At 66.0% G+C, this 22461-nt stretch carries 18 protein-coding genes; 7 read left to right on the forward strand and 11 right to left on the reverse strand.

The window, feature by feature from the left end; all coding sequences use genetic code 11:
* Nucleotides 1–1047, reverse strand: coding sequence for a type 2 isopentenyl-diphosphate Delta-isomerase (gene fni, locus ACRWQA_RS03705; RefSeq protein ID WP_434231836.1), 1047 nt, complete (start codon nucleotides 1045–1047; stop codon nucleotides 1–3).
* 188 nt (nucleotides 1048–1235) lie between these two features.
* Between fni and ACRWQA_RS03710 the strand changes: the two genes are divergently transcribed.
* Nucleotides 1236–2144 carry a polyprenyl synthetase family protein gene (locus tag ACRWQA_RS03710; RefSeq protein ID WP_434231839.1) on the forward strand — a complete coding sequence of 303 codons (909 nt, stop codon included), beginning with the start codon at nucleotides 1236–1238 and terminating at the stop codon, nucleotides 2142–2144.
* 8 nt (nucleotides 2145–2152) lie between these two features.
* Here ACRWQA_RS03710 and recC read toward each other — a convergent pair whose 3' ends face one another.
* Nucleotides 2153–5743 carry an exodeoxyribonuclease V subunit gamma gene (recC, locus tag ACRWQA_RS03715; protein ID WP_446326248.1) on the reverse strand — a complete coding sequence of 1197 codons (3591 nt, stop codon included), beginning with the start codon at nucleotides 5741–5743 and terminating at the stop codon, nucleotides 2153–2155.
* A gap of 171 nt (nucleotides 5744–5914) precedes the next feature.
* Here recC and ACRWQA_RS03720 point away from each other — a divergent pair, with 171 nt between their 5' ends.
* Nucleotides 5915–6913 (forward strand): 5'-nucleotidase, encoded by a 999-nt coding sequence (locus tag ACRWQA_RS03720; RefSeq protein WP_434230275.1) that lies wholly within the window; start codon nucleotides 5915–5917, stop codon nucleotides 6911–6913.
* Nucleotides 6914–7015: 102 nt separating this feature from the next.
* Here the strand turns inward: ACRWQA_RS03720 and ACRWQA_RS03725 are convergent, their stop codons facing one another.
* Complete coding sequence (locus ACRWQA_RS03725) at nucleotides 7016–7288, reverse strand: EF-hand domain-containing protein (protein WP_434230278.1); 273 nt, start codon at nucleotides 7286–7288, stop codon at nucleotides 7016–7018.
* Between the two features lie 71 nt (nucleotides 7289–7359).
* On the reverse strand, nucleotides 7360–8082 hold the full coding sequence (locus tag ACRWQA_RS03730) for an SDR family oxidoreductase (RefSeq protein ID WP_434230280.1): 723 nt from the start codon (nucleotides 8080–8082) through the stop codon (nucleotides 7360–7362).
* 228 nt (nucleotides 8083–8310) lie between these two features.
* On the opposite strand from ACRWQA_RS03730, the gene ACRWQA_RS03735 reads away from it, so the two are divergent.
* Together ACRWQA_RS03735 and ACRWQA_RS03740 are read left to right on the forward strand one after the other, a co-directional pair.
* Nucleotides 8311–9255 carry an AraC family transcriptional regulator gene (locus ACRWQA_RS03735; protein ID WP_434230283.1) on the forward strand — a complete coding sequence of 315 codons (945 nt, stop codon included), beginning with the start codon at nucleotides 8311–8313 and terminating at the stop codon, nucleotides 9253–9255.
* A 58-nt stretch (nucleotides 9256–9313) separates the two neighbouring features.
* On the forward strand, nucleotides 9314–9928 hold the full coding sequence (locus tag ACRWQA_RS03740) for a flavin reductase family protein (protein WP_434230285.1): 615 nt from the start codon (nucleotides 9314–9316) through the stop codon (nucleotides 9926–9928).
* 12 nt (nucleotides 9929–9940) lie between these two features.
* On the opposite strand, the gene ACRWQA_RS03745 is transcribed toward ACRWQA_RS03740, so the two are convergent.
* Nucleotides 9941–10894: a LysR substrate-binding domain-containing protein gene (locus ACRWQA_RS03745; protein WP_434230287.1), complete on the reverse strand. Its 954-nt coding sequence runs from the start codon at nucleotides 10892–10894 to the stop codon at nucleotides 9941–9943.
* A gap of 183 nt (nucleotides 10895–11077) precedes the next feature.
* On the opposite strand from ACRWQA_RS03745, the gene ACRWQA_RS03750 reads away from it, so the two are divergent.
* Entirely contained in the window at nucleotides 11078–11920 is an 843-nt protein-coding gene (locus tag ACRWQA_RS03750; protein ID WP_434230289.1) for a DMT family transporter, read from the forward strand.
* A 223-nt stretch (nucleotides 11921–12143) separates the two neighbouring features.
* On the forward strand, nucleotides 12144–13571 hold the full coding sequence (locus ACRWQA_RS03755) for an amidase (RefSeq protein ID WP_434230291.1): 1428 nt from the start codon (nucleotides 12144–12146) through the stop codon (nucleotides 13569–13571).
* Nucleotides 13572–13593: 22 nt separating this feature from the next.
* Here ACRWQA_RS03755 and ACRWQA_RS03760 read toward each other — a convergent pair whose 3' ends face one another.
* Entirely contained in the window at nucleotides 13594–14166 is a 573-nt protein-coding gene (locus ACRWQA_RS03760; protein WP_434230293.1) for an SHOCT domain-containing protein, read from the reverse strand.
* An 11-nt stretch (nucleotides 14167–14177) separates the two neighbouring features.
* Nucleotides 14178–14780 (reverse strand): 2-hydroxychromene-2-carboxylate isomerase, encoded by a 603-nt coding sequence (locus ACRWQA_RS03765; RefSeq protein ID WP_263581118.1) that lies wholly within the window; start codon nucleotides 14778–14780, stop codon nucleotides 14178–14180.
* Between the two features lie 217 nt (nucleotides 14781–14997).
* Between ACRWQA_RS03765 and ACRWQA_RS03770 the strand changes: the two genes are divergently transcribed.
* Nucleotides 14998–17142 (forward strand): methyl-accepting chemotaxis protein, encoded by a 2145-nt coding sequence (locus tag ACRWQA_RS03770; RefSeq protein WP_434230296.1) that lies wholly within the window; start codon nucleotides 14998–15000, stop codon nucleotides 17140–17142.
* Nucleotides 17143–17145: 3 nt separating this feature from the next.
* On the opposite strand, the gene ACRWQA_RS03775 is transcribed toward ACRWQA_RS03770, so the two are convergent.
* The 4 genes from ACRWQA_RS03775 to ACRWQA_RS03790 all read right to left on the reverse strand — a co-directional run bounded on the left by ACRWQA_RS03775 (nucleotide 17146) and on the right by ACRWQA_RS03790 (nucleotide 22461).
* Nucleotides 17146–18081: a siderophore-interacting protein gene (locus ACRWQA_RS03775; protein WP_434230297.1), complete on the reverse strand. Its 936-nt coding sequence runs from the start codon at nucleotides 18079–18081 to the stop codon at nucleotides 17146–17148.
* Between the two features lie 137 nt (nucleotides 18082–18218).
* Nucleotides 18219–19736 (reverse strand): malonate--CoA ligase, encoded by a 1518-nt coding sequence (locus tag ACRWQA_RS03780; protein ID WP_434230300.1) that lies wholly within the window; start codon nucleotides 19734–19736, stop codon nucleotides 18219–18221.
* Nucleotides 19733–21112 (reverse strand): malonyl-CoA decarboxylase, encoded by a 1380-nt coding sequence (locus ACRWQA_RS03785; protein ID WP_263581114.1) that lies wholly within the window; start codon nucleotides 21110–21112, stop codon nucleotides 19733–19735. Before ACRWQA_RS03785 ends, ACRWQA_RS03780 begins: the two co-directional genes overlap by 4 nt.
* A 14-nt stretch (nucleotides 21113–21126) precedes the next feature.
* On the reverse strand, nucleotides 21127–22461 hold the full coding sequence (locus ACRWQA_RS03790) for a TRAP transporter large permease (RefSeq protein ID WP_263581113.1): 1335 nt from the start codon (nucleotides 22459–22461) through the stop codon (nucleotides 21127–21129).

Genomic DNA, 22461 nt, shown 5'->3' on the forward strand with positions numbered 1-22461 from the left:
TCAGGACGGCTGCCCGTCAAGCGAGAGCATGGGGGCGCGGCGCAGCTCGGCGAGGTTGGCGCTGCCGCTGCAGAAGCAGGCGATGCGCAGCTGCTCGATGACGACCTGGAAATGCTCGATGACGGCTTCGGTCGACTGCGTGGCGCTGTGCAGCACCGCGGCGGCCTGCGCCACCAGGTCCGCCCCCAGGCGGATCGCCTTGGCGACCTCGACGCCGTTGCGGATGCCGCCCGAAGCGATCAGCGGTGTTTCCGGCAACGCCTGGCGCACGCTTATCAGGGCCTCGGCCGTGGGAATCCCCCAGTCGGCGAAGGCCATCGCCACCCGCCGTGCGCTCTCGCTCTGGGCACGCTCGCCTTCCACCCTGGCCCAACTGGTGCCGCCGGCACCCGCCACGTCGATGACCGCCACTCCGGCCGCGACAAGCGACTGCGCCACCGGCGCCGAAATGCCCGCCCCCACCTCCTTCGCCACCACCGGCACGTCGAGAGCCTTCACCAGCCTCTCGATGGCCTGGAGCACGCCGCGCCAGTCACTGTCGCCGCCGGCCTGAACGGCTTCCTGCAGCGGGTTGAGGTGCACGATCAGCGCATCGGCGCCGATCATCTCCACGGCCCGCCTGGCCCAGTCGATTCCCTGTGGCTCGAGTAGCTGCGATGCGCCGATGTTGCCGAGCAGCGGCACGCTGGGGGCAAGGCGCCGAAGATCCCGCGTCAGGCCATGATCGGCGCCGGACTGCAGGGCGACGCGCTGCGAGCCCACTCCCAGGGCAATGCCCAGGGCTTCTGCCGCCTCGGCAAGGTGATGGTTGATCGCCGCCGCCCGGGTGGCGCCGCCGGTCATGGAGCTGATCAACAGCGGGGCGCGCAGCCGTTTGTCGAACCACGTCGTACCCAGGTCGATGGCATCCAGGCTCATTTCCGGCAGGGCGCAGTGGCGGAAACGATAACGCGACAGGCCGGTGGTTTCCGGGGCGGGGGCCTGCTCCATGCCCAGCACGATGTTCAGGTGATCGTTCTTGCGGTGGACCAAGTCATCGTCGGCCATGATGAGCCTCCTGGGGAGGAAAGTTGCCGAGCCGGAGCTACTGTTTAAGGCAGGGACTATCGTACTAGGATATAGGTCTTGTGCAATCCTTGTATAAGATCCTAGTCTAATAGCGATACGCGTCAACCCGCGGTCCACGCCCGTAACCTATAGCTCGTCTTGGCTGGCGCCTGAAGGAGAAATGCGCGATGAACTTACCACTGCCACGAATCGACGGCGTTTCCCACGATCCCGGTGAGTTTGACGAGCTTCGTGAACGCCTCGTCATGCGGCTGGAGGAACTGCTGCCTTCGATGGAAGGCGAGCAGGATCGGGTCGGCCTTGCGATGCGGGCGTGCCTGCTCTCGCCGGGAAAGCGCATCAGGCCCATGCTGCTGGTTCTGGCCGGGCGGGGCCTGGGTAGCGATTCCTCGGCGCTGGTTGACCTGGGGTGTGCCACGGAGATGGTCCATGGCGCTTCGCTGATCCTCGACGACCTGCCCTGCATGGACAACGCCCAGCTGCGCCGGGGCCAGCCGACGATCCATCGCCAGTACGGCGAGGACGTGGCGGTGCTCGCTGCCGTGGCGCTGCTGACCGAGGCCTTTCGCCTGGTGGCCTCGACGCCGAGCGTGCCGGCCGAGGCGCGCATGCACCTGGTCGGCAGGCTGGCGGATGCTTCAGGCATGCAAGGGTTGGTGAAGGGGCAGTATCGCGACTTGCACGCCGACTCCCGCTTGCGGTCGGCGCAGGCCGTGGCGACCACCAATGCGCTCAAGACGGGCGCGCTGTTCGAAGTCGTCATGCATATGGCGGCCGTCGTCGGCGAGGCGGACGAGTTCGCCACCGCCGAGCTGAGCCGTTTTGCCCAGGCGCTGGGCCAGGCCTTTCAGCACTATGACGATCTCATCGACGAGAGCGGCTGCGATGGCAAGGATCCGGGGCAGGATCGGGGCAAGACGACGCTCATCGCCTTGCTCGGGGTGGAGACGGTGCGTTGGCGGTTAGCCAGTCAACTGGAGCAGGCCGAGCGGCATCTGGCGGCGGTCTTCGGGCCCGAACAAGCAATATGCCGCTACGTTCAGGCGCTGTCCGCTCGGCTGATGACGGTCACCTGACCGGGTGCTCAGGTTTTCTTCCCTTTCACCGCTTGATGCACCGGGGCTAGCAGGCGTTCGGTGAGTTCGGCGAAGCCGAGTCTGTCCTGGCGGGCTTCATATAGCGCGGTGAAGCTGGGCCAGCGGTGGGCGAGGTAGGCGTTGCGGCCCGCCTCGCCGGCGTTGAAGTCGTCGCCGTTGTAGGTACTGGCGGCGGCGCGCCAGGCGTCGCTGTCGCGCTCGGTTTCGGGCGTGCCCAGTTTGCTCAGCCAGACAAAGGCGGTATCACAGGCGAGCGGCAGCGGCTGGTTCATGCCGGCCTGCCAGGTTTTGACGATCTCACGCAACTGATCGCGGGCGGCTTCCGGGTCGAGCGGCGGCAGGGTGACGTGGCCGGCCTTGGAGAGCAGCAGTGTGGTCATGGACCTGTCGTTCAGGTGCCCGGCCAGGTGCGCGACCCAGTGGCGCAGGATGTGCGACCAGCGGTACTTGCCCTTTTTCACCAGACTGCTGCTGGTGAGCACCAGGCGGCAGCGCTCGCCTGATTCGCTCATGCGCAGTTCGTCGAGCCAATCCTCAATAGGCGGGGCGCCGGGCACGCTGAGCTGCACCGGCTCGGGTTCTTCGATGGCAAGGGGCCACGTTTCCAGGGCTTCCTCGTAGGCCTCGAACAGCGCCTCCATCGGTTCGGTGAGCTGCTCGCGCATGCGCTCGCCGAAGGCACCCATGGCCAGCACGCCCTGGCCCTGCAAGCGGTCGAGGGTGTCGAGCATGGCGGGCAGGCGGTCGCAGCCATCATCCACGGCGCGGCGCTGCTCGCGGATCAGCAGGTCCTGCAACTGCCAGTTGCCGAGGCCGTCCAGGGCGAAGGGTTCGTGGTCGAGGCTGACGATGTCCTCGCGCTCGAGGAATACCTTGAGCCGGGTGGTGAAGAAGGCCTTGGCTGGGTCGCGCAGGAAGTTGGCCAGTTGAACCAGGGTCAGCGGCGCGTCCTGCTTGTATGGCTCCAGGTCGAGGGGCGCGGCTTCCGCCGCCGCTTCGCCATGCGCTTGTCCGTGAATTTCGCGCCACTCATGCGCATAGGTGAACAGCCGCCGGGCCGAGACATCGCGCTGGGCCTGCTGTGCCTCGCTGGGGAAGTAAGTGCGGCTGAACGGTTGCAGCGGGTGCTCGGTAGTGAGGGCGTCGAGCAGGTCGCTGCCGTCGCTTTCGCCCTTGTCGGAAAGGCGCCAGCCGGCCTGGAGATGGTCGCGCAGCTGGCCGACCAGAACCGAGGGCGGCTTCTCGGCGTTGTCGACGATGCTGCGGCCCACCCAGCTCACGTAGAGCTGCTCCCGGGCGGAGAGCAGCGCTTCGAGGAACAGGTAGCGGTCATCTTCGCGGCGCGAGCGGTCGCCGGGGCGGTAATCGCCGTTCATCAGGTCGAAGTCCATCGGCGGCTGGCTGCGCGGGTAGTCGCCGTCGTTCATGCCCAGCAGGCAGACGCGCTTGAAGGGGATGGCGCGCATCGGCATCAGGGTGGCGAAGTTCACCGCCCCGGCCATGAAGCGCTGCGACAGGCTCGACTCGTCGATCTGGCCCAGCCAGTGCTCGCGCACCACGGAGAGCGGAAGGTCGCGGGTCAGCCCGGCCTCCTCTGCGCTCTCCTGCCACTCCTGAAGTTTCTGTTCGAGCTGGGCCAGCATCAGGCTGTCTTCGGGCGTGTCGGCGAGGAAGCTCGCTTCCAGCAGGGCGCGCAGGCGCTGCACCCAGCCGCTCACGTCGGTGGGCTCGCGCAGGGTGCGCCACTGCTGCTCCAGGGTTTCCAGCAGCGCGGCCAGGGGCCCGGCCAGCGCCGCTTCCAGCCCGCCGATGTCGTCGAAGGGCTCGATGCCCTGCCACGGGCCGCTGGCGGCCTCGCCCACGGCGTAGCCCAGCAATAGCCGGCGCAGGCCGAAGGCCCAGGTGTTCTGCTCCATGCCCTGTGGCAGGTCGAGGCTGCCGCGCTGGCTGGCGTTGAGCCCCCAGCGGATGCCGGCGCCTTCGATCCAGCGGCGCAGGGTGGGTACGTCGTCTTCCTCGATGCCGAAGCGTGCGCGCAGGGCGGGCACGTCGATCAGGTCGAGTAGGTCGCTCACCGAGAGGCGCAGCTCCGGCAGGCGCAGCAGTTTCTCCAGCGCGATCAGCAGCGGCAGGCGGTGGCGGCTGCCCTGGTCGGAGAGCGTGAAGGGGATGTAGCGCGGGTCGTCGCGTTCCAGCTGGCCAAAGACGGCTTGCACGTGCGGCGCGTAATGGTCGATGTCCGGCACCATCACGATCACGTCGCGGGGCTTGAGGCTGGGATCGGCGCTGAAGGCGGCGAGCAGCTGGTCGTGGAGGATCTCCACTTCGCGCTGGGGGCTGTGGGCGGCGTGGAAGACGATGGAGTCGTCGCGGCTCGGGTCCACCGCCGGCCAGGTCTCGCGGGTCTCGTGCAGCGGGCGCAGCTCGCGGATGTCGTCCTGCAATTGCTGCAGCAGCCGGCCGTTCCCCTCGCGCACGAAGGGCTCGAACAGGTCGATGCGCAGCGAGTCGGCGGCGAACAGGCGCTCGTATTGCTGGGCGTCGTCGTGCTCGTCGAGCAGGCGCAGGTAGTCGCGGCCCTGCTTGCCCCAGGCGGCCAGCAGCGGTTGGGCGTGCAGGTGAAGGCTCTGCGCTCCGTCATCGCTGCCAACGCCGAGCACGTCGAGCTGCGCCGGCATGCCCTCCTTGCGCCGCTGCCGGTAGCGCTGGGCGCGGAGCAGGTCCTTGTGCTCGATGATGTCGGCCCAGTAGTGCTGGCAGGGGTTGTGCACGCACAGCACCACCTGGCTGCAGCGGGCGATGACGGCCAGCGCTTCCAGCGACTGCTGCGGCAGCGAGGAGATGCCGAACACCATCACCCGCCTTGGAAGACCCACGGGGCGGTTGTCGCCATCGAGCTGGCGCGCCGCCTCGAGGAAGCGGCGGTGCACCATGGCGCGGCTGGAGGCCACGCCGTCGTCGCCTACGTCGTCGATCAGCGCGCGCCAAAGGACGGGCTGCCAGCGCTGGGTGTCGGGAAGCGCTTGGGCCTGGCCGCGGGCGGAGATCAGCACGTCCTCGCCGCGGCCCCAGGCGTCGAGCCAGTCGGCGCGGTAGACCTGGTACTGGTCGAACAGGTCGGCCAGGCGTTCGGCGAGCTGGTGGTGCTTGCGCAGGTCGCTGTCGCCTTCGAGGAAACGGCGCAGCGGGGCGAATTCGTCGCGCGGCATCAGCTCGGGCAGCAGGCGCAGCAGCCGCCAGATCAGGTGCGACTTGTCGAAGGGCGAGGTGGCCGGCACCGCATTGGAGTCGCCTTCCACGTGGTTGAGCACGGCGCGGTAGGCCTGCCACAGGAAGCGCGCCGGCAGGGTGACGTCGAGCGCGGCGGCGATGCCGCTGCCGCCGTCGGCCTCGTCGGCGGCCAGCGCCAGCTTCATCCACTGGCCGATGCCGTTGCTCTGTACCAGGATCGTCTCGTTCTCCAGCGGCGCCAGCGGGTGGCGCTTCATCCACTCCACCGCCACGCCGCGCAGGTCCTCCAGGCGGTTGCCGTGAACGACCATGAAGCCGGGGGTGAGGGACGTGGCGGCGAACGGCATGGCGGGTCCTTGCTGCAAACTTAAATACAGTTTTGCAGTTTTACAGGTTTAAGCTTTTGCAGTCATGCGGTTCCAAGCCGAGACGCTTATACAGATAGGCGCTTGTCTGGCCGAAGGCTCTGAGGCATGGTCTGGAGATCGTGCGTTGCACTTCCTTCATCAGGGACGGCCATGGCCTATGACCTCAGCGAACGCCTGGTAATCGGGCTGGCATCCAGCGCCCTGTTCGATCTGGCCGAGTCCGACCGGGTCTTCCGCGAGCAGGGGGAGGCGTCCTATCGCATCTATCAGCGCGAGAACGAAAACACGCCGCTCGGTACCGGGGTTGCCTTCCCCTTCATCAAGCGCCTGCTGTCATTGAACGAACTCAGTCCGGACAATCCACCCATCGAGGTGGTGCTGCTCTCGCGCAACGATCCGGAAACCGGACTGCGTGTCATGAAGTCGATCGAGCACCATGAGCTGGGCATCACGCGGGCGATCTTTCTGCAGGGGCGCTATCCCCACCGCTTCATCCCGGCATTGAATATCAGCCTCTTCCTGTCGGCCAATCGCCAGGATGTCGATCAGGCGATCCTGGCGGGGCACCCGGCGGGGCAGGTGCTGTCGTCGGGCGATCTCGACCTGACCGACGAGGAGGAGCTGCGCATCGCCTTCGACTTCGATGGCGTGCTGGTCACCGACGAATCGGAAACCATCTACCAGCAGCAGGGTATCGAGGCGTTTCGCGAATACGAACGGGCCAATGCCCAGGTGCCTTCCGAGGCGGGCCTGTTGGCCGTATTCCTGCGCAAGCTGGCCCACATCCAGATGCTGGAAAAGCAGCGCGAAGAGGAAACCCAGGGCGCCTATCGTCCCAAGGTCAGGGTTTCCATCGTGACGGCCCGCAACGCGCCGGCCCATGAGCGGGTCATCCATACCATGCGCAGTTGGGGCGTGACCGTCAACGAGGCCTATTTCCTCGGCGGCATCGCCAAGGAGCATGTTCTCGGCATCATCAAGCCGCACATCTTCTTCGACGACCAGGCATCCCACCTCTCGGCCACCAGCGATATCCTGCCGTCGGTGCATGTGCCGTTCGGGCAGCTCAACCAGGGCCTCGTTTCCGGTGAGGAAGAGGCGCCTCGACCTGTCCACTCCCTGCCTGAAGAGAATTCGCCACGAGGTTAGCAATCGTCCAGAACTGACGAAGGGGGCCTAGGGCCCCCTTATCAATGTGCAGGCTGGAAATGCTATTGCTTGCCTGCCTTTGCTTTGTGCTATGCCGACCGATCAACGCGGACGGTGGTGGAATTCCTGGCGGGAGATCCTGCCATCGTGGTTGCGATCCATCAGCACGAAGATTTCCGGTAGCGAACCCGCTTGGGCTTCCTCTCGTGAGATATGACCATCACCATCCAGGTCCAGCCGCCCGAAGCTTTCCTGGCCGGCTGTGTTAGAGGAGGCGAGGTGCGGCAGAGCCAGGGGGCCTTCGCCCTGTTCGGCCAGGGTGGAACCCGAGGCAAGGGCGAGTGCAATGACCAGTGCGTATTTCGCGGTTTTCATCGTTTGCGTTCCATTAGGAAAGTAGATAGATAACGTTCGAAAAGTAGATTGATGACATTCAGCGGCCGGGCTCATGCCGGGCTTGCGGTGGGGCGTATCACGATCTCGCTGGTATCCACGTCGTCGGGCTGGGCGATGACATGGGCGATGGCCGCGGCAATGGCGTCGGGCTTGAGCGCGATCTGGCGAAAGCTCGCCATCGCTTCGGCGGCACCGGCATCGGTGATGGTGTCGGCCAGCTCCGACTCCACCACGCCGGGATAGACGCAGGTGACGCGAAGCTTGTCGTTCTCCTGGCGCAGTCCGTCGGAAATGGCGCGCACGGCGTACTTGGTGGCGCAGTAGACGGCCCCGGTGGGCACCACGTAGAGCCCGCCGATGGAGGAGATGTTGATCACCTGTCCGCTGCCCTGGGCCTGCATGGTGGGCAACACGGCAGCGATGCCGTGCAGCACGCCACGGATGTTGACGTCGATCATGCGGTCCCACTCGTCGACCTTGAGCGAGGCCAGGGGAGAGAGCGGCATGACGCCGGCATTGTTGATGATGACGTCGATGCGGCCGTAGAGCTCCAGCGCGGCATCGGCGAAGGCCTGCACGTCTTCCCGCTGGGTGACGTCCAGCGCGAGGAAGTCCACAGTGCCGCCCTCGGCGCGAATGGCTTGCGCCAGTGTTTCCAGCCTGTCGGTGCGGCGCGCGCCGACGACCAATCGATGGCCGTGGCTTGCCAGAAGGCGGGCGGTGGCCTCGCCAATGCCGCTGCTGGCGCCGGTGAGAAGAATGACTTTGCTCATGGGGATAGGCTCCGTATCGGTGGCTTGTGACGACCCTCTCGCAGGGCTTGGATAATCAGTCCTTGAGCAAGAGCGCCGTTGGAACAAGCCTACGGAGGCGACACGAATGCCGACAGAGCCATTCCTATCATTTTTTTGCCTAATCCTATCGCGGGATAATTTTTTAGGTTAATTTTTGCTGTTGATCTTGCCTAAATATAAAGTGATATATAAACGAGGAGCTTCCGTGTGGCGACCCAGTCTTCCCCTGTCCTTCATGAGCGAATGGTCGAGCGGCTGTATCGGCTCGTGCCGAACGAGGGCTATACCCAGTCGCTGCTGGATGGGGTGCGCTTTCTGCGCTCGAACCGCCCGCTGAAGCTTACGCCCGTGCTGTACGAGCCGAGCATCGTGATCGTGTGCCAGGGGCGCAAGCGGGGCTACCTGGGTGACGAGATATACCTCTACGATGCCCTGCACTACCTGGTGCTATCGGTACCGCTGCCCTTCGTATCGGAAACCGAGGCAAGCCCCGAAGAGCCACTGCTGGCCATTTCGATTCGCCTGGACATGGCCGTGGTGGCAGAACTCGCGTTCAAGCTGGACCAGTGGGGCGAACGTTCGGTGGCGCCACCGCGGGGCATGCTTTCCACACCGCTCGGCGAGCCCATGGCGGATGCCACGCTCAGACTGATCGAGGCGCTGGGCTCGCCTATGGAGGCGCAGTTGCTGGCGCCGGGCATCGTGCGGGAGATCTGCTACCGCGTGCTGGTCGGCGAGCAGGGAGGAAGCGTGCGCGCGGCACTGGCGCATCAAGGGCAGTTCGGCAGGATCGCCAAGGCGCTGCAGCGTATCCACGCGGATTATGCCGAGCCGCTGGAGGTGGGGCGCCTGGCCAGCGAAGTCGGCATGAGCACGGCGGTTTTCCACGTGCATTTCAAGGCGGTAACGCAGACATCGCCTCTGCAGTACATCAAGTCGACGCGGTTGCACCAGGCCCGGTTCATGATGATTCGGGACGGACTGCCCGCAGCGGCCGCCGCCGCCAGGGTGGGCTACGAGAGCCCTTCGCAGTTCAGCCGCGAGTTCAAGCGCTTCTTCGGTCGGCCTCCCGGCGAGGAGGTGCGTGAAATGAAAGCCACGCTGGCATTGCTGCCGCCGACACAGGCGGAAGGCCTGGCGCTGACGCATTGAGCGGTTCGGCGACGGGTGTAGGATGGAAGGCCATCACCTAATGCAACAAGGGCTGGCCATGAGCGACTATCTGCTGGAAGAGGCACCGCTGAGCAGCGGGGCCATCTATCGTCTGTTCTGCGGGACGATCTGCCCGCGCCCCATCGCCTGGGTGTCGACCCATGACCGCGACGGCAATACCAACCTGGCGCCGTTCTCGTTCTTCAACGTCGTGAGCGTGGCGCCGCCGATACTGGGCTTCTCGCCGCTGCTCAACGGCGAGGGCCAGCCCAAGGACACCATCCGCAACCTGGAGCAGGTGCCGGAGTGCGTGGTGCACATCAGCGGCGAAGCGCTGGTGGAGGCGATGAACGTCACCAGCGCCAGCCTGCCGGCCGGCGAAGACGAGTTCGCCCTGGCGGGGCTGGAGAAGGTCACCATGCCGGGGCTGTCGGTGCCGCGGGTGGCGGCTGCCCCGGTGGCCTTCGGCTGCCGGCTGCGCGAGATCATGCGCTTCGGCGACCAGCCCATGTCAGGCTGCCTGGTGCTTGCCGAAGTGGTATCGCTCCACATCGACGATGCGATATGGAATGGCCGTCATGTCTCGGTGGACGAGCTCAAGCCCATCGGGCGCATGGCGGGCAGCGACTATGCCCGTACGAGCGATCTGTTCGGGCTGGAAAGGCCGGCCTGACGGCACCTGGCCCTAGTCCGCCTTGCCGCCGAGCGTTTCCCGGTCGAAGGCGGCAGCTTCGGCCAGCAGCCAGTCGATGAAACGGCTAACTGCTGGCGGTGCGTCACCGGTGGCGGGCACCAGCAGGTCGTAGGTCATGGGCGAGGCGAGAACGTAGCGTTCGCCGAAGGGGCGCACGAGGATGCCGCTCTTCAAGCGATCCATCGCGATGGGGTGGTTGGCGAGCATGACGCCGTGCCCGGCGATGGCCTGATCCAGGGCCAGGCCGAACAGCGAATAACGGCGCTGTGGCGGGGCGATCTTGTCACCGACGCCGGCGGCCTCGAGCCATTCACTCCAGCCAGGAAAGTCGATCCCTTGTCGCGATTCCCAACTGACGTCCAGCAGGGTGTGCTCGGCCAGGTCGGCGGGTTCCCGCAGAGGCTGGCCCTGTTGCAGCAATGACGGGGCGCAGACGGGAAACAGTTCATCGGCGAACAGGCGATGGCTCGTCACGCCCGGCCAGGGGCCACGGCCATAGCGAATCGCCAGGCGCGCGCCGTCGCCTTGCCAGGCGGGCACGGTAAGCGATTGGTTGGCATCGAGGGAGATGCTGAGCTCCTGCTCCGAGGCTTCGAAATTTGCCAGACGCGGCAGCAGCCACAATTGCAGGAAGGAGGGTGGGGCGCTCAGCGACAGGGTGGCAGCGCTGCGTGCCCGCTCCCTTGCGGCCGCGACCCCCGCGGCGATGCGCTCCAGGCCGCTGTCGATGTCGGCGGCCAGGTGGCGACCTGCCTCGTTCAGGCGTACGCCGTTGGCGTGCCGGTCGAAGAGGGGAATCCCCAGCCTATCCTCGAGCTGCTTGATCTGTCGGCTGACCGCACCGGGGGTGACGCCCAGGCGGCCGGCGGCAGTCTTGAAGCTTCCCTCCCGTGCCGCTTCGGCAAATGCCCGGAGTGCGTTCAGGGGCAGGCGCTCGATCTTCATAGGGTGATTTTTCCTGAGTCTAGGGCAGCAGAGTAATCGTTTGGAGCAAGGGCTGACAGCTGCTTGACTGGCGGTATTCATGGTCAAGGAGGCAGTATGGAGCACACCAGGCGATTGACTCAAACTGAGGCTGTAGGGAGCACAGCCTCACGCCGCCATATCGATTTGCAGGCGAGTGGCTTGATGGTGCTGTTCTGCCTGGCGCTCGGGCTTCAGCAGGTTGCGATCAAGGCGGTCGCCGCCGATATCTCGCCGTTGGCGCAGGTCGCCCTGCGTTCCGCCATCGCGGCCCTGCTGGTGGCGGCCTTGGCCTGCCGGCATGGCTTGCGGCTGGCCGATTTTCGCGCCCGCCTCGGGCCGGGGCTATTGGTGGGGTTGGGGTTCACCGCGGAATTCGTGTTCGTGGCATGGGGGCTTACCCATACGCTGGCATCGCACATGTCGGTGTTTCTCTACACCGCGCCTGTGTTCGCTGCGCTGGGATTGCACTTGTGGGTGCCAGGTGAGCAATTGACGCGGCGGCAGTGGGCGGGTGTCGGGCTGGCCTTCGCCGGCATGGCCATGGCGATGGCGCCGACGACCGCTGTCGAGAACGCCGGAGCCATCCTGCTGGGCGATGCCCTGGGGCTGCTGGCGGGTCTCTCCTGGGCCGCGACCACGCTGGTGATCCGGCGCTCGTCGCTCTCCGAAGCGCCGCCGGTCCAGACCTTGTGCTATCAGCTCGTCATCGCCGGACTGCTGCTGATACCCGTTGCCACGCTGCTGGGGGATCTCGGGCGCATCCATGCGACCGGCGGCGTCATCGCCAGCCTGGCTTTCCAGACACTGGTGATCTCCTTCGCTGCGCTGTTGCTCTGGTTCTCGCTGCTGCGGCGCTATTTCGCCTCGCAGCTGGGCATCTTCTCGTTTCTCTCGCCGGTATTCGGCGTACTGTTCGGCGCCGCCCTGCTCGGCGAACCGCTGACCATGAATTTCATCGCCGGTGGCATTGCGCTGCTGGCCGGACTGCTGATGGTGACGCGCTAGGGTGTCGTTCAGGCAGCTCGATCAGGGACATCGTTGTCGGCGAGGAGGGGGCGGTCCGGTATATCCCTTCACCGACTGCAGGGAATTCGCCATGAGCGACTATTCTGCTGGGAGAGGAACCGTTCGCAGCGGACCATCTTTGGCCAACACATCTCGATGATGCAGGATCGCATCCCGTGCCGCCTCAGTTAGCCGGCGACACGGCCACAGAGGAAGTGAAATCATGAGAAGGCGTCCTCCGCCCCAGGACCCGAGCCGTTCGCAGGACCTCTGGCGGCAATCGGCCACGACATTGGCGTCCCTTATCCGATCCGGGGAAGTATCGTGCCGCGAGGTGATCGATGCGCACCTGGCGCGGATCGAGGCGGTCAATCCAACGCTCAATGCCGTCACTGTCATGCTGCAAACGTCGGCCCGTGAGGCGGCGGACGCGGCGGATGGCCATCGTAAAAAGAAGGGGAAACGCGATCTACCGCCTCTGCACGGGGTGCCGATCACGGTGAAGGAGAATATCGATTGCCTCGGCACCCCGACCACCTTCGGCCTGGCGGCGAACGCCAATGCTCTGCCACAGCAGGATGCCCCGGTGGTCGAGCGGCTGCGCGCCGCCGGCGCCATTCCTATCGGGCGCACCAACATGCCGGAGATGGGCCTGCGGGTCTCCACCAGTAACCCGTTCAGGGGGCTGACGCGCAATCCGTGGAACGCAGAGCTGACCGCGGGGGGCAGCAGCGGTGGCGAAGGTTCGGCCGTGGCGTCCGGCATGTCGCCGCTCGGCATCGGCAATGACATCGGCGGGTCACTGAGAAATCCTGCGTTCTGCTGTGGTGTCTCGGCATTGAAGCCGACCCAGGGGCGCGTTCCCTTCGGGGGCGCGGGCGACGGTTACCTGAGCGCCCAGGTGATGCTGACCGATGGCCCCATCGCCCGCAGCGTGGCCGATCTCAGGCTCGCGCTGGAGCAGGTCCACGGGCAGCACGTGCGCGACCCTCGCTCGGTCACAGTGGCACTGGAAGGCCCGAGAGTGCCGCGTCGTGTTGCCATGGTGACATCGCTGCCGGGCACCGTGGTCGAGCCGGCCATTGTCGCCGGCGTGCGGGCGGCAGGCGAGGCGCTTGCCGCCGCCGGTTACCAGGTGGAGGAGGCGATACCGCCGGAAATCGAGCTGATCAACCATCTCTGGACGCAATTCCAGATGTCCGACCTGAGCCTTACGGCCGAGCCGATGCGCCCTATGCTCAGCGCGGAGGCGGCCATGCTCATGGATGCCCTGATCGCCAAGGTCGATCCAATGGTGACCCATGCCGCGCTGCATCAGGAGCGTTCGCGTCTCGGCCGGGCCTGGGCGGCGTTCTTTGCGGAGTATTCCATTATTCTGGGACCCGTCTGGCCTTCGGCACCGTTCGTGCATGATGCCGATGTCGCATCGCCAGCCGGCGCTGACCTGATGCTGGGCATGCAGTGGTTCGTCACCCCCGGCAATTTGCTCGGCTTCCCCGCTGTCGTGTTGCCGGCCCGGCCGATCGACAACGCACCGATGACCGTCCAGCTGTACGCCGACCGCTTTCGCGACGACCTGGTGCTGGAGGCGGCCGAGGTCATCGAGGCGGCATTTGGGCCGTGCACGCCGGTAGATCCTTTTGTAGCCTGAGCAAACAGAACGCCGCCTAGCTCTACGGCTGTTTCCTGGTGGATACGACCGGCAGGCTTGCCAGGTCGACGTCGCCGTGCTGGCTGGTCACCGTCAATCGGCTCTGGCTTCCCTGCTGCTGGGCAAAGCCGCTGATGCGATGGTCAAGAGTGTCATAGACCCGGAGGGAGTCGTCGGTCTGCACGACGAGGCGACGAGCCTGGGCAAAGTAGGCATAGCGTAAACCGTTCTGTTCGCCGGTCGCGTTGGGAGTGCCGAGTTCCGCCGGCCACCAGGCAGGGTTCCCTTCCGCGGCGGGCCAAGCCGGCTGCTGGGCAACCATCTCACCCGCTTTCTCACCAATCATCTCCCCAATCTCGTGGCACAGCGCATCCACGCGAGCGTTCAAGGCATGGTTGAGAGGGTCGCTCAGCATCAGCATGCCACCCTGCATCCATTGGCCGGGGCCGCCGAACTCGGGATGCGAAAACATCGCCATCTGGCCATTACCCTCGGCCACGGCCGACACCATGTGCGCAATGGCGTCGCGACTGAAATCGTGACGCTCGGCGAGCTCGTCGACGATGGCGAGTCCCTGGGGGCTGAGTGAGTACATGAAGGTTTGACTCACAGTTCGCCGGCCAGTTTCTTTCCCACCAGCTCGAGGCGGTCCTGGCCCCAGAACGGCTCTCCTTCGACGTCGTACCACGGGACCCCGAAGCAACCGGCGGCGACGGCCTGCTCGCAGGCTTCGTCGAGGCGCTGATGGCCCGGCTCCGCTTCAGACTCCTGCAGCAGTCCCTGGCTGTTCAGGCCGCAGGCATCGGCGATCTCGCCTAGCGTGGCGAGGTCGGCAATGTCGCGCTCCTCGGCCCAGCAGGCACGCAGTATGGACAGCGACAACTCGGCGATGTCGTGGCCTTGGGCCTTGGCGGTCAGTAGCAGGCGCGCCGCGGGGCGGTCGTCGGCGGGGAAGTACTTGGGTTCGACGTTGAGCGGTACGCCCAGCAGGCGCGGCCACCGCCTCAGCTCCGCCAGACGGTAGGCCTGGCGCTCGGGTGCGCGCTTGGGCAGCGGCAGCCCGCCCGTCCTGGGGAAGACAGCACTGACCGTGACCGGCACGTAGTCGATCGTTGCGTCGTGTCGGGCGGCGATTTCGCCGAGGCGGGCATGGCCGAGGTAGGTCCAGGGCGATACCGGGCTGAAGTAGTAGGTGATGCGCTTGGGCATGAGGGGCTCCTCTTATCCGCGTCGTACGGTTTTCAGAGGCTAGCTCGCCCGGGGCAAGGTGTCCCGTTTTTGTGTCCAAGGCAGCACGTCGCGACTGCACGCGGCACGGTGGCGCGAATACCAAGCTCTCAGTCGTTTTGACTACGTCTTTACACTCATGAAAGCACTATGGTCAGCCTTTGGTTCATCCTTCCTATAAAAAGAACGAGTCCCCTTCATGCGCTTACGATTCCGCTCCCTTCGACTGCTCGTCGTCGCCCTGGCCGGTGCTTGCCTTCTGGCCGTGACGGCCGCGCTGGTCGGCTATTCGCTGGTGTCCGCTTCGCGCACCCAGGACGTGGTGGCCGAACACACCCAGTCCCTGCTCGAGAGTGGCATCGACGAACGGCTCTCCTCGCTGGCCAACGCCGAAGCCGAGCGCATCCGCAACGAACTGGACCGGGCGCTGACCCTGGCCAGCCAATTGGCCCATACCAACGCTCTCATGGGCATACCGGGTGAGGATGGTCGCCCCCAGCTTCGTCTGAGCCGCAAGGAACTCTCCCAACTGGTGCGTCACACGGTGGTCGAGAATACCGAGCTGCTGGATGCCTATATCGGCTGGGAGCCCAACGCCTTCGGTGCCGATGCCAGATATGCCGACACCGGGTTTGCCGAGGGCAGCGGGCGCTTCCGCCCCTGGTGGGTCCGGGAGGCCGATGGCAGCATGCGGCTGGGCGTTCTCACCGAGGAGAACATGGAGAGCGAGGCACCGCTGGGCAACGGCATGCGCCGGGGCGAATACTATCTCTGCCCGCGCGATACCCTGGCGCCCTGCATCATCGACCCGGCAGCCTACGACTATGCCGGGGTCATGCGCATGGTCACCTCCTTCAACGTGCCGATCGTCGTGGAGGGTGAGTTTCGCGGCATCGCCGGCGTCGACATGTCGGTGGATTTCACCCAGGAGTTCCTGACCCAGGCCAACCAGGGGCTGTATGACGGCGCCGGTGAGATGGCGCTGATTGCCTCACTGGGCAGCGTGGCGGCCTATACCGCCGATGACGGCTCCCTGGGCGAAGCGGCCGGGCAGGTGATGGGCGATGCGGTACAGCAGCGCATTCTCGAGGCCCAGCACAGCGGGGAAATGCAGCGCATAGAGGATGCCGACGGCATGCTCGAACTCTACTTGCCCTTCAGCGTCAGCGACGACCAGGCCCCCTGGGTGCTGCTCACCCGCCTGCCGCGGGAGGTGGTGCTGGCCGAGTTGGGTGCCCTGCAGCGTACCCTGGGCGACCAGCGTCGCCAGCATTTGTGGGGCATGGGGCTGGTGGGGCTGCTGGTCGCCGGCCTCGGCCTGGTGGCGATATGGCTGGTGGGCGGTGGCATCGCCAGGCCGTTGCGGGAACTGGCCGGACGTATGCGCCAGATCGCCTCCGGCGACGGTGATCTTACCCAGCGTCTGCCGGTCGAGGGGCGCGACGAGAGCGCCGAGCTGGCCATTCAGTTCAATGCTTTCGCCGACAAGATCCATGACGTGTTGCTCGAGGTGCGCGTAAGCAGCGAGGCGGTGCGTGTTGCAGCCACCGAGATCGCCAGCGGCGGCCAGGATCTGTCGCGACGTACCGATACTGCCGCCGCCAGTTTGCAGCAGACCTCGGCTTCGATGGAGGAGATTACCAGTACCGTGGAGCACACCGCCGAGTCCGCACGTGAGGCCAATGCGCTGTCGCAGTCGGCCTCCGAGGTTGCCGCTCGCGGTGGCGAAGTGGTGTCTCGGGTGGTGTCCACCATGGATGAGATCAACGGCGCCTCGCGCCAGATCGCCGAGATCGTCACGGTGATGGATAGCATCGCCTTCCAGACCAACCTGCTGGCGCTCAACGCTTCGGTGGAGGCGGCCCGAGCCGGCGAGCAGGGGCGCGGCTTCGCCGTGGTGGCCGGTGAAGTGCGCCAGTTGGCCAGCCGCTCGGCGGCGGCCGCGCGCGAGGTAAAGGCCCTGATCGACGCTTCGGAGACCAAGGTACGCAGCGGCTCCGACTTGGTCACTCAGGCCGGCGCGACCATGGACGAGATCGTCACCAGCGTTTCCCGGGTGAGCGATGTGCTCCAGCAGATCAGTGCGGCCACCGGCGAGCAGAGCGACGGCATCGGCCAGGTCAATGTGGCGGTCGCCGAGCTGGACCGCATGACCCAGGAGAATGCCGCCCTGGTCGAAGAGTCGAGTGCCGCAGCCGAGCGGCTCGAGGAGCAGTCGCTGCGCCTGGCCGAGGTGGTGGGCGCCTTCACCCTGGCCGAGACGACCAGACCTCCGCTCCGGTCCCCTATCGCCTTGGCGGCAGCGACAGCCTCGCGGATCGAAGAGGATGCCTGTTATCGATAAGCCTCAGCCCAGCACCTTGCCTTCGCGCCAGTAGCCCATGCTGCTGACGTAGCGCTTGGGCAGCCCGCACTCGTTGACCAGATAACGGCGAATGCCGAGCGCCACCTTGCTCTCGGCGGCGATCCAGGCGTAGAAGGGAGCGCCATCGTCGGCCGTCGCGGCTTCCCAGAGCAGCTCGTCACCGGGCTCCTCATGGACATCGGCATTGGCGTCGACACTCTCGGGCTTGCCGCCGAGGCTTGCGACTTCAGCGCGCAGGTCGATGTCGCGCACGGCGCACAGCAGCCGCTCGCCGTGTGCGCAGCCGGGTGTGGCGTCGCGCGGCAGCCAACTGACCTTGGCCGTCGAAGGAAGCGCCTGGGTATCGTCGCCCAGCGGCACCTCGATCAGTGCTTCCACCTGCGGACGATCGGCACGCACGGCGAGTTCCTCCAGAATGCCGGCCGCCGCCGGCAGGGCGGTTTCGTCGGCCACCACCAGGATGCGCTTCACGCCGCGCGGCGGCTTCCACTCGTAGCCCACGCCGGCGCTCTCCACATCGGCGACCGGGGCGGTCATGGCCAGGCGATCGCCCGGCTGGGCGCGCATGGCCCAACGTGAGGCGGGGCCCTCGTCACCGTGCAGCACGAACTCGACGTCCACTTCGCCACGTTCGGCGCGCAGCTCGCGAATGGTGTAGGTGCGCATCGGCGGGCGCAGGGCTTCCGGCAGGGCGCGATAGGCGGCGTACCAGCCATCGGGCTCGCCAGCGACGCAATCGAACAGGGCCTCAAGGCTGCTTTGGGCTTCGGGAAAGAACAGCTTGATGCGCTGATCCGGTGCGTAGGTGGCCATGCGCGATACATCGGGGCCGGTGAAGGTGAACCTGACCAGCGAAGGGCTGACCTGGGTGCGGCGGGAAAGGGTGATGTCGAAGACTTGGTAGCTCTGCTTGGCCATGGTGCCGTGACTCCACGTAAGATGGCAGCAGGCTATCATTCACGATAATCATTCTCAATACAATTGCGCCGCTGGGTGCAGCCGAGGCGCGGCCGGCTTTATGCCGGCCGGCCGTGCCTGGTGTGGCCAACGTGTGGTCAGCGATAGGTGTCCTGATAGCGCTTGCGCAGCTCGTTCTTCTGCACCTTGCCCATGGTGTTGCGCGGCAGGGTCTCGGCGAAGAACACCCGCTTGGGCTGCTTGTACTTCGCCAGCCGCCCCTCGAGGTGGTCGAGCACCTGCTTTTCCTCGAGCGCGGCGCCCGGCTCCGGCACCACCACGGCGGTCACGCCTTCACCGAAGTCGGCGTGCGGCAGGCCGATCACCGCCGATTCCACCACGCCTTCCAGCTCGTCGATGACCTGTTCGACCTCCTTGGGGTAGACGTTGTAGCCGCCGGAGATCACCAGGTCCTTGTCGCGACCGACGATGTGCACGTAGCCCTGATCGTCGGTCATGGCCAGGTCGCCGGTGACGAAGAAGCCGTCTTCGAGGAGTTCCTCGCGGGTCTTCTCGGGCATGCGCCAGTAGCCGATGAAGACGTTGGGGCCGCGGATCTCGAGCATGCCGATCTCGCCCTGGGGCACCGGCTCGTGGGTCTCGCGGTCGGTGATGCGGTACTCCACTCCCGGCAGCGGCATGCCCACGGTGCCGGCACGGCGCTCGCCGTCGTAGGGGTTGGAGAGGTTCATGTTGGTCTCGGTCATGCCGTAGCGTTCGAGGATGGCGTGCCCCGTCTTTGCCGCAAAGGCCTGGTGGGTCTCGGCGGTGAGCGGGGCGGAGCCGGAGACGAACAGGCGCATGCTGGCGGTTGCCTCGGGAGTGAGGCGCTCGTCCTGGACCAGGCGAGTGTAGAAGGTCGGCACGCCCATCAGCACCGTGCCGAGGGGTAATTCCTCGAAGATCACGTCGGCGTCGAACTTGGGCAAGAACAGCATGCTCGAGCCGGCCATCAGGGTAACGTTGCAGCCGACGAACAGCCCGTGGGTATGGAAGATCGGCAGCGCGTGGATCAGACGGTCCTGAGCCGTGAAGCGCCAGGCTTCCTTCAGGGTGGCGGCGTTGGAGCCCAGGTTGCGGTGGGTCAGCATGGCGCCCTTGGAGCGCCCGGTGGTGCCCGAGGTATAAAGAATCGCGGCCAGGTCGTCGTCCTCGCGCGGTTCGATGCCCGCATACGAGGTGGCCTGTTCGGCCAGTGTCATCAGGCTGCCGTCGGCCTCGGTGCCGAGCGTCTTCACTGCCGGGCAACCGCTCTCGCCGGCCACTTGACGGGCCTCTTCCAGGGCGGCCGGGCGACACACGAACAGTGCCGGCTCGGCGTCGGTCAGGAAGTAGCGGATCTCGTCGGCGGTGTAGCCGGTATTGAGCGGCAGGTAGACGCCACCCATGCGCAGGCAAGCGAGGTAGAGCAGGATCGCCTCGGGGCTCTTGTCGACCTGCACTGCGACCCGGTCGCCGGGGGCCACGCCCAGCTCGACCAGGGCGCCGGCCAGGCGGGCGCTGGCGTCCAGGGTATCGCGATAGGAGTAGCGGCGGCCTTCGCGGGTAGTGATGAAATCGGCTTCGCCGCGGTCGCGCATGCGGACGGCGAAGGTTTCGAAGAGGTTGTGACTCATTTGGCAGGCTCTCCCTTGGCCATCTTCCGGGCGCGGCGGTTGAGGTCGCGGACCTCGTTGGAACAGACCACGGTGGCGTTGGCGGTGTAGTTTTCATGGTTGCGCTCGATGTCGTCGAGCACGTAGAGATAGTTGACCATGAGGCCGGCGGCCTGCTTCAAACCCTTGGGCGAGATATCGCCGAGCCAGTTGATGCGATGCAGCTCGGCGCCGTTGCCCAGATGGAAGCGTGCCACCGGGTTGAGCGGCAGGCCACGGGCATTCTTCTCCTCGACCAGATAGCGGGCCGCCAGCGGCTTGATTACGGCTTTGAGGCGTTCGCTTTGGGCGGGGTCGAGATGCCAGTCGGGGATGTCGAGCTCATGCAGTACCTGGCTCAGCTCGTCGGGCAGCGCGTCGTCGTCGCGCTGTTCGGCGAGCCAGTGAGCGAAGCCCGGCACCGGCGAGAGCGTGACGAAGTGCTTGAGCTGCGGCAGCTCCAGCTTGAGTTCCTGCACCACCTGCTTGATCAGGAAGTTGCCGAAGGAGATGCCGCGCAGGCCGGTCTGGCAGTTGCTGATGCCGAAGAAGGCAGCGGCATCGGCGGCTTCGGGGTCGTCGATGCTGCGCTCGCCGGCACTCTCTCCCGACAAGATGGGCTGGATGCGGTCGGGCAGGCCCCTGCACAGCGCGACCTCGACGAAGATCAGCGGCTCGTCGCCGATGGCGGGGTGGAAGAAGGCGAAGCAGCGACGGTCGCGGGCGTCGAGGCGTCGGCGCAGGTCGTCCCAGTCGCGGATCTCGTGCACCGCCTCGTAGCGAATGATCTTCTCCAGGATCGAGGCCGGGGTGTTCCAGTCGATGCGCTTGAGCATCAAGAAGCCGCGATTGAACCAGGAACCGAACAGGTGGGAAAAGTCGGCGTCGATGGCGTCGAGCTCCTGCCGGTCGTCGCCGTCCCTGTCGCGTAACCGGGCCAGCAGCCCTTCGCGCATGCGCACCAGCTCGTAGGTACCGTTGCTGGCCAGGTTGAGGCGTCGGAACAGCTCCTGGCGGCGTGGTTCGCAGGCGTCGAACAGGGTATGCAGGCTGGGGTTGTCGCGCCGCTCGCGATAGGCCTCGTAGGCCTCGTCAATGCGCGCCGGGTCGGCGGCGAATTCGCTGGCCAGGCCTTCGAAGAAGCGGGTGCGCTCGTCTTCCGTCAGCCGGTTATACATGGACAGCGCGCGGCTGGCCAGGCTGATGCTCGAGGCCTCGCCGTCGCTTTCCAGCAGCGCCCGGCAGGCCGCCAGCATCTGTGCGTGGTTGGGCGCGCTGAGCTCGCCCTGCCGGCGCCAGAGCCGGGCATCGCGCTGGGTGATGCTGTTGAACAGCTCCTGCAGGAAGGTCATGTTCATGATTCCACTCTCAGTCAGCCCATGATCAGGTTAGGCAGCCACAGGGCAATGCCCGGGAAGAAGCACAGCAGCAAGATACCGAGCACCATGCACAGGGCGTAGGGCAGGCTGCCCATGAGGATGTCGCGCAGCGAGATGTCCGGCGCGATGCCCTTGATGATGAACAGGTTCAAGCCCACCGGCGGGGTGATCAGGCCGATCTCCAGGTTGATGGTCAGGATCACCGCGAACCAGTAGGGGTCGAAATTGGCGGCCAGGATGATCGGCAGCAGGATCGGCGCGGTCATCACGATCACCGCCACCGGCGGCAGGAAGAAGCCGGCGACCAGCAGGAACAGGTTGATCACGCCCATCAGCACCCAGCGGTTGACCTCCAGCTCGGCGATGGCACCGGCCACGGTCTGGGTGATGAACAGCGAGGAGAGGGCATAGGCGAACACCTCGGCGCAGGCGATCACCAGCATGATCATCACGCTCTCGCGCAGCGAGTCGCGCATGATCAGCTTGATCGGCCCCACCTGCCACATGCGGTAGATGATCACGGCCAGCGCCAGGCACAGGAAGGCGCCGACACCGGCGGCCTCGGAGGGCGTGGCCACGCCGCCATAAAGGGCGAACAGTATGCCGCCGACTACCGCCAGGAAGGGCAGCACGCGCACCAGTGCCTTGAGGTTGGCGTCGACGTTGGCCTTGACGGTCTCCTTCATCTGGCCGGCGGCCTGCGCCAGCGGGTTGGCGTAACCTCCGGCCAGCCTGCAGGCGATCATCGTCCAGGCCATGAACAGCCCGGCCAGCATGAAGCCCGGTACCACCCCGGCGATGAACAGCCGCCCGATCGAGGTCTCGGTGGAGATGCCGTAGATGATCATGGTCACCGAGGGCGGGATGAGGATGCCCAGGGTGCCGCCGGCGGCGATGCAGCCCGCCGCGACGCCATCGGGGTAGCCGCGGGTGCGCATCTCGGGGATGCCCATCTTGCCGATGGCGGCACAGGTGGCCGGCGACGAGCCGGAGAGTGCGGAGAAAATGGTACAGGCACCGATGTTGGACACGGCGAGCCCGCCCGGCAGCCGGCCCATCCACAGGTCCAGCGAACGGTAGAGGTCGCGTCCGGTGGGCGACGAGGCCACCGCGGCGCCCATCAGGATGAACATGGGGATGGCGACGAAGCCGAACTCGGCGATGCGGTCGAAGAAGGTCTCGCCGAAATAGATGAGCTCGGGCAGGCCGCGGTCGTAGATCAATGCCAGCAATGAAACGCCGCCCAGGGCGAAGGCGATGGGCGTGCCGATCGCCATCAACACGATCAGGGCGACGGCGACGATTATCCCCAGCGTAGTCGGATCCAT

It is taken from the genome of Billgrantia sp. C5P2 (assembly GCF_051062895.2).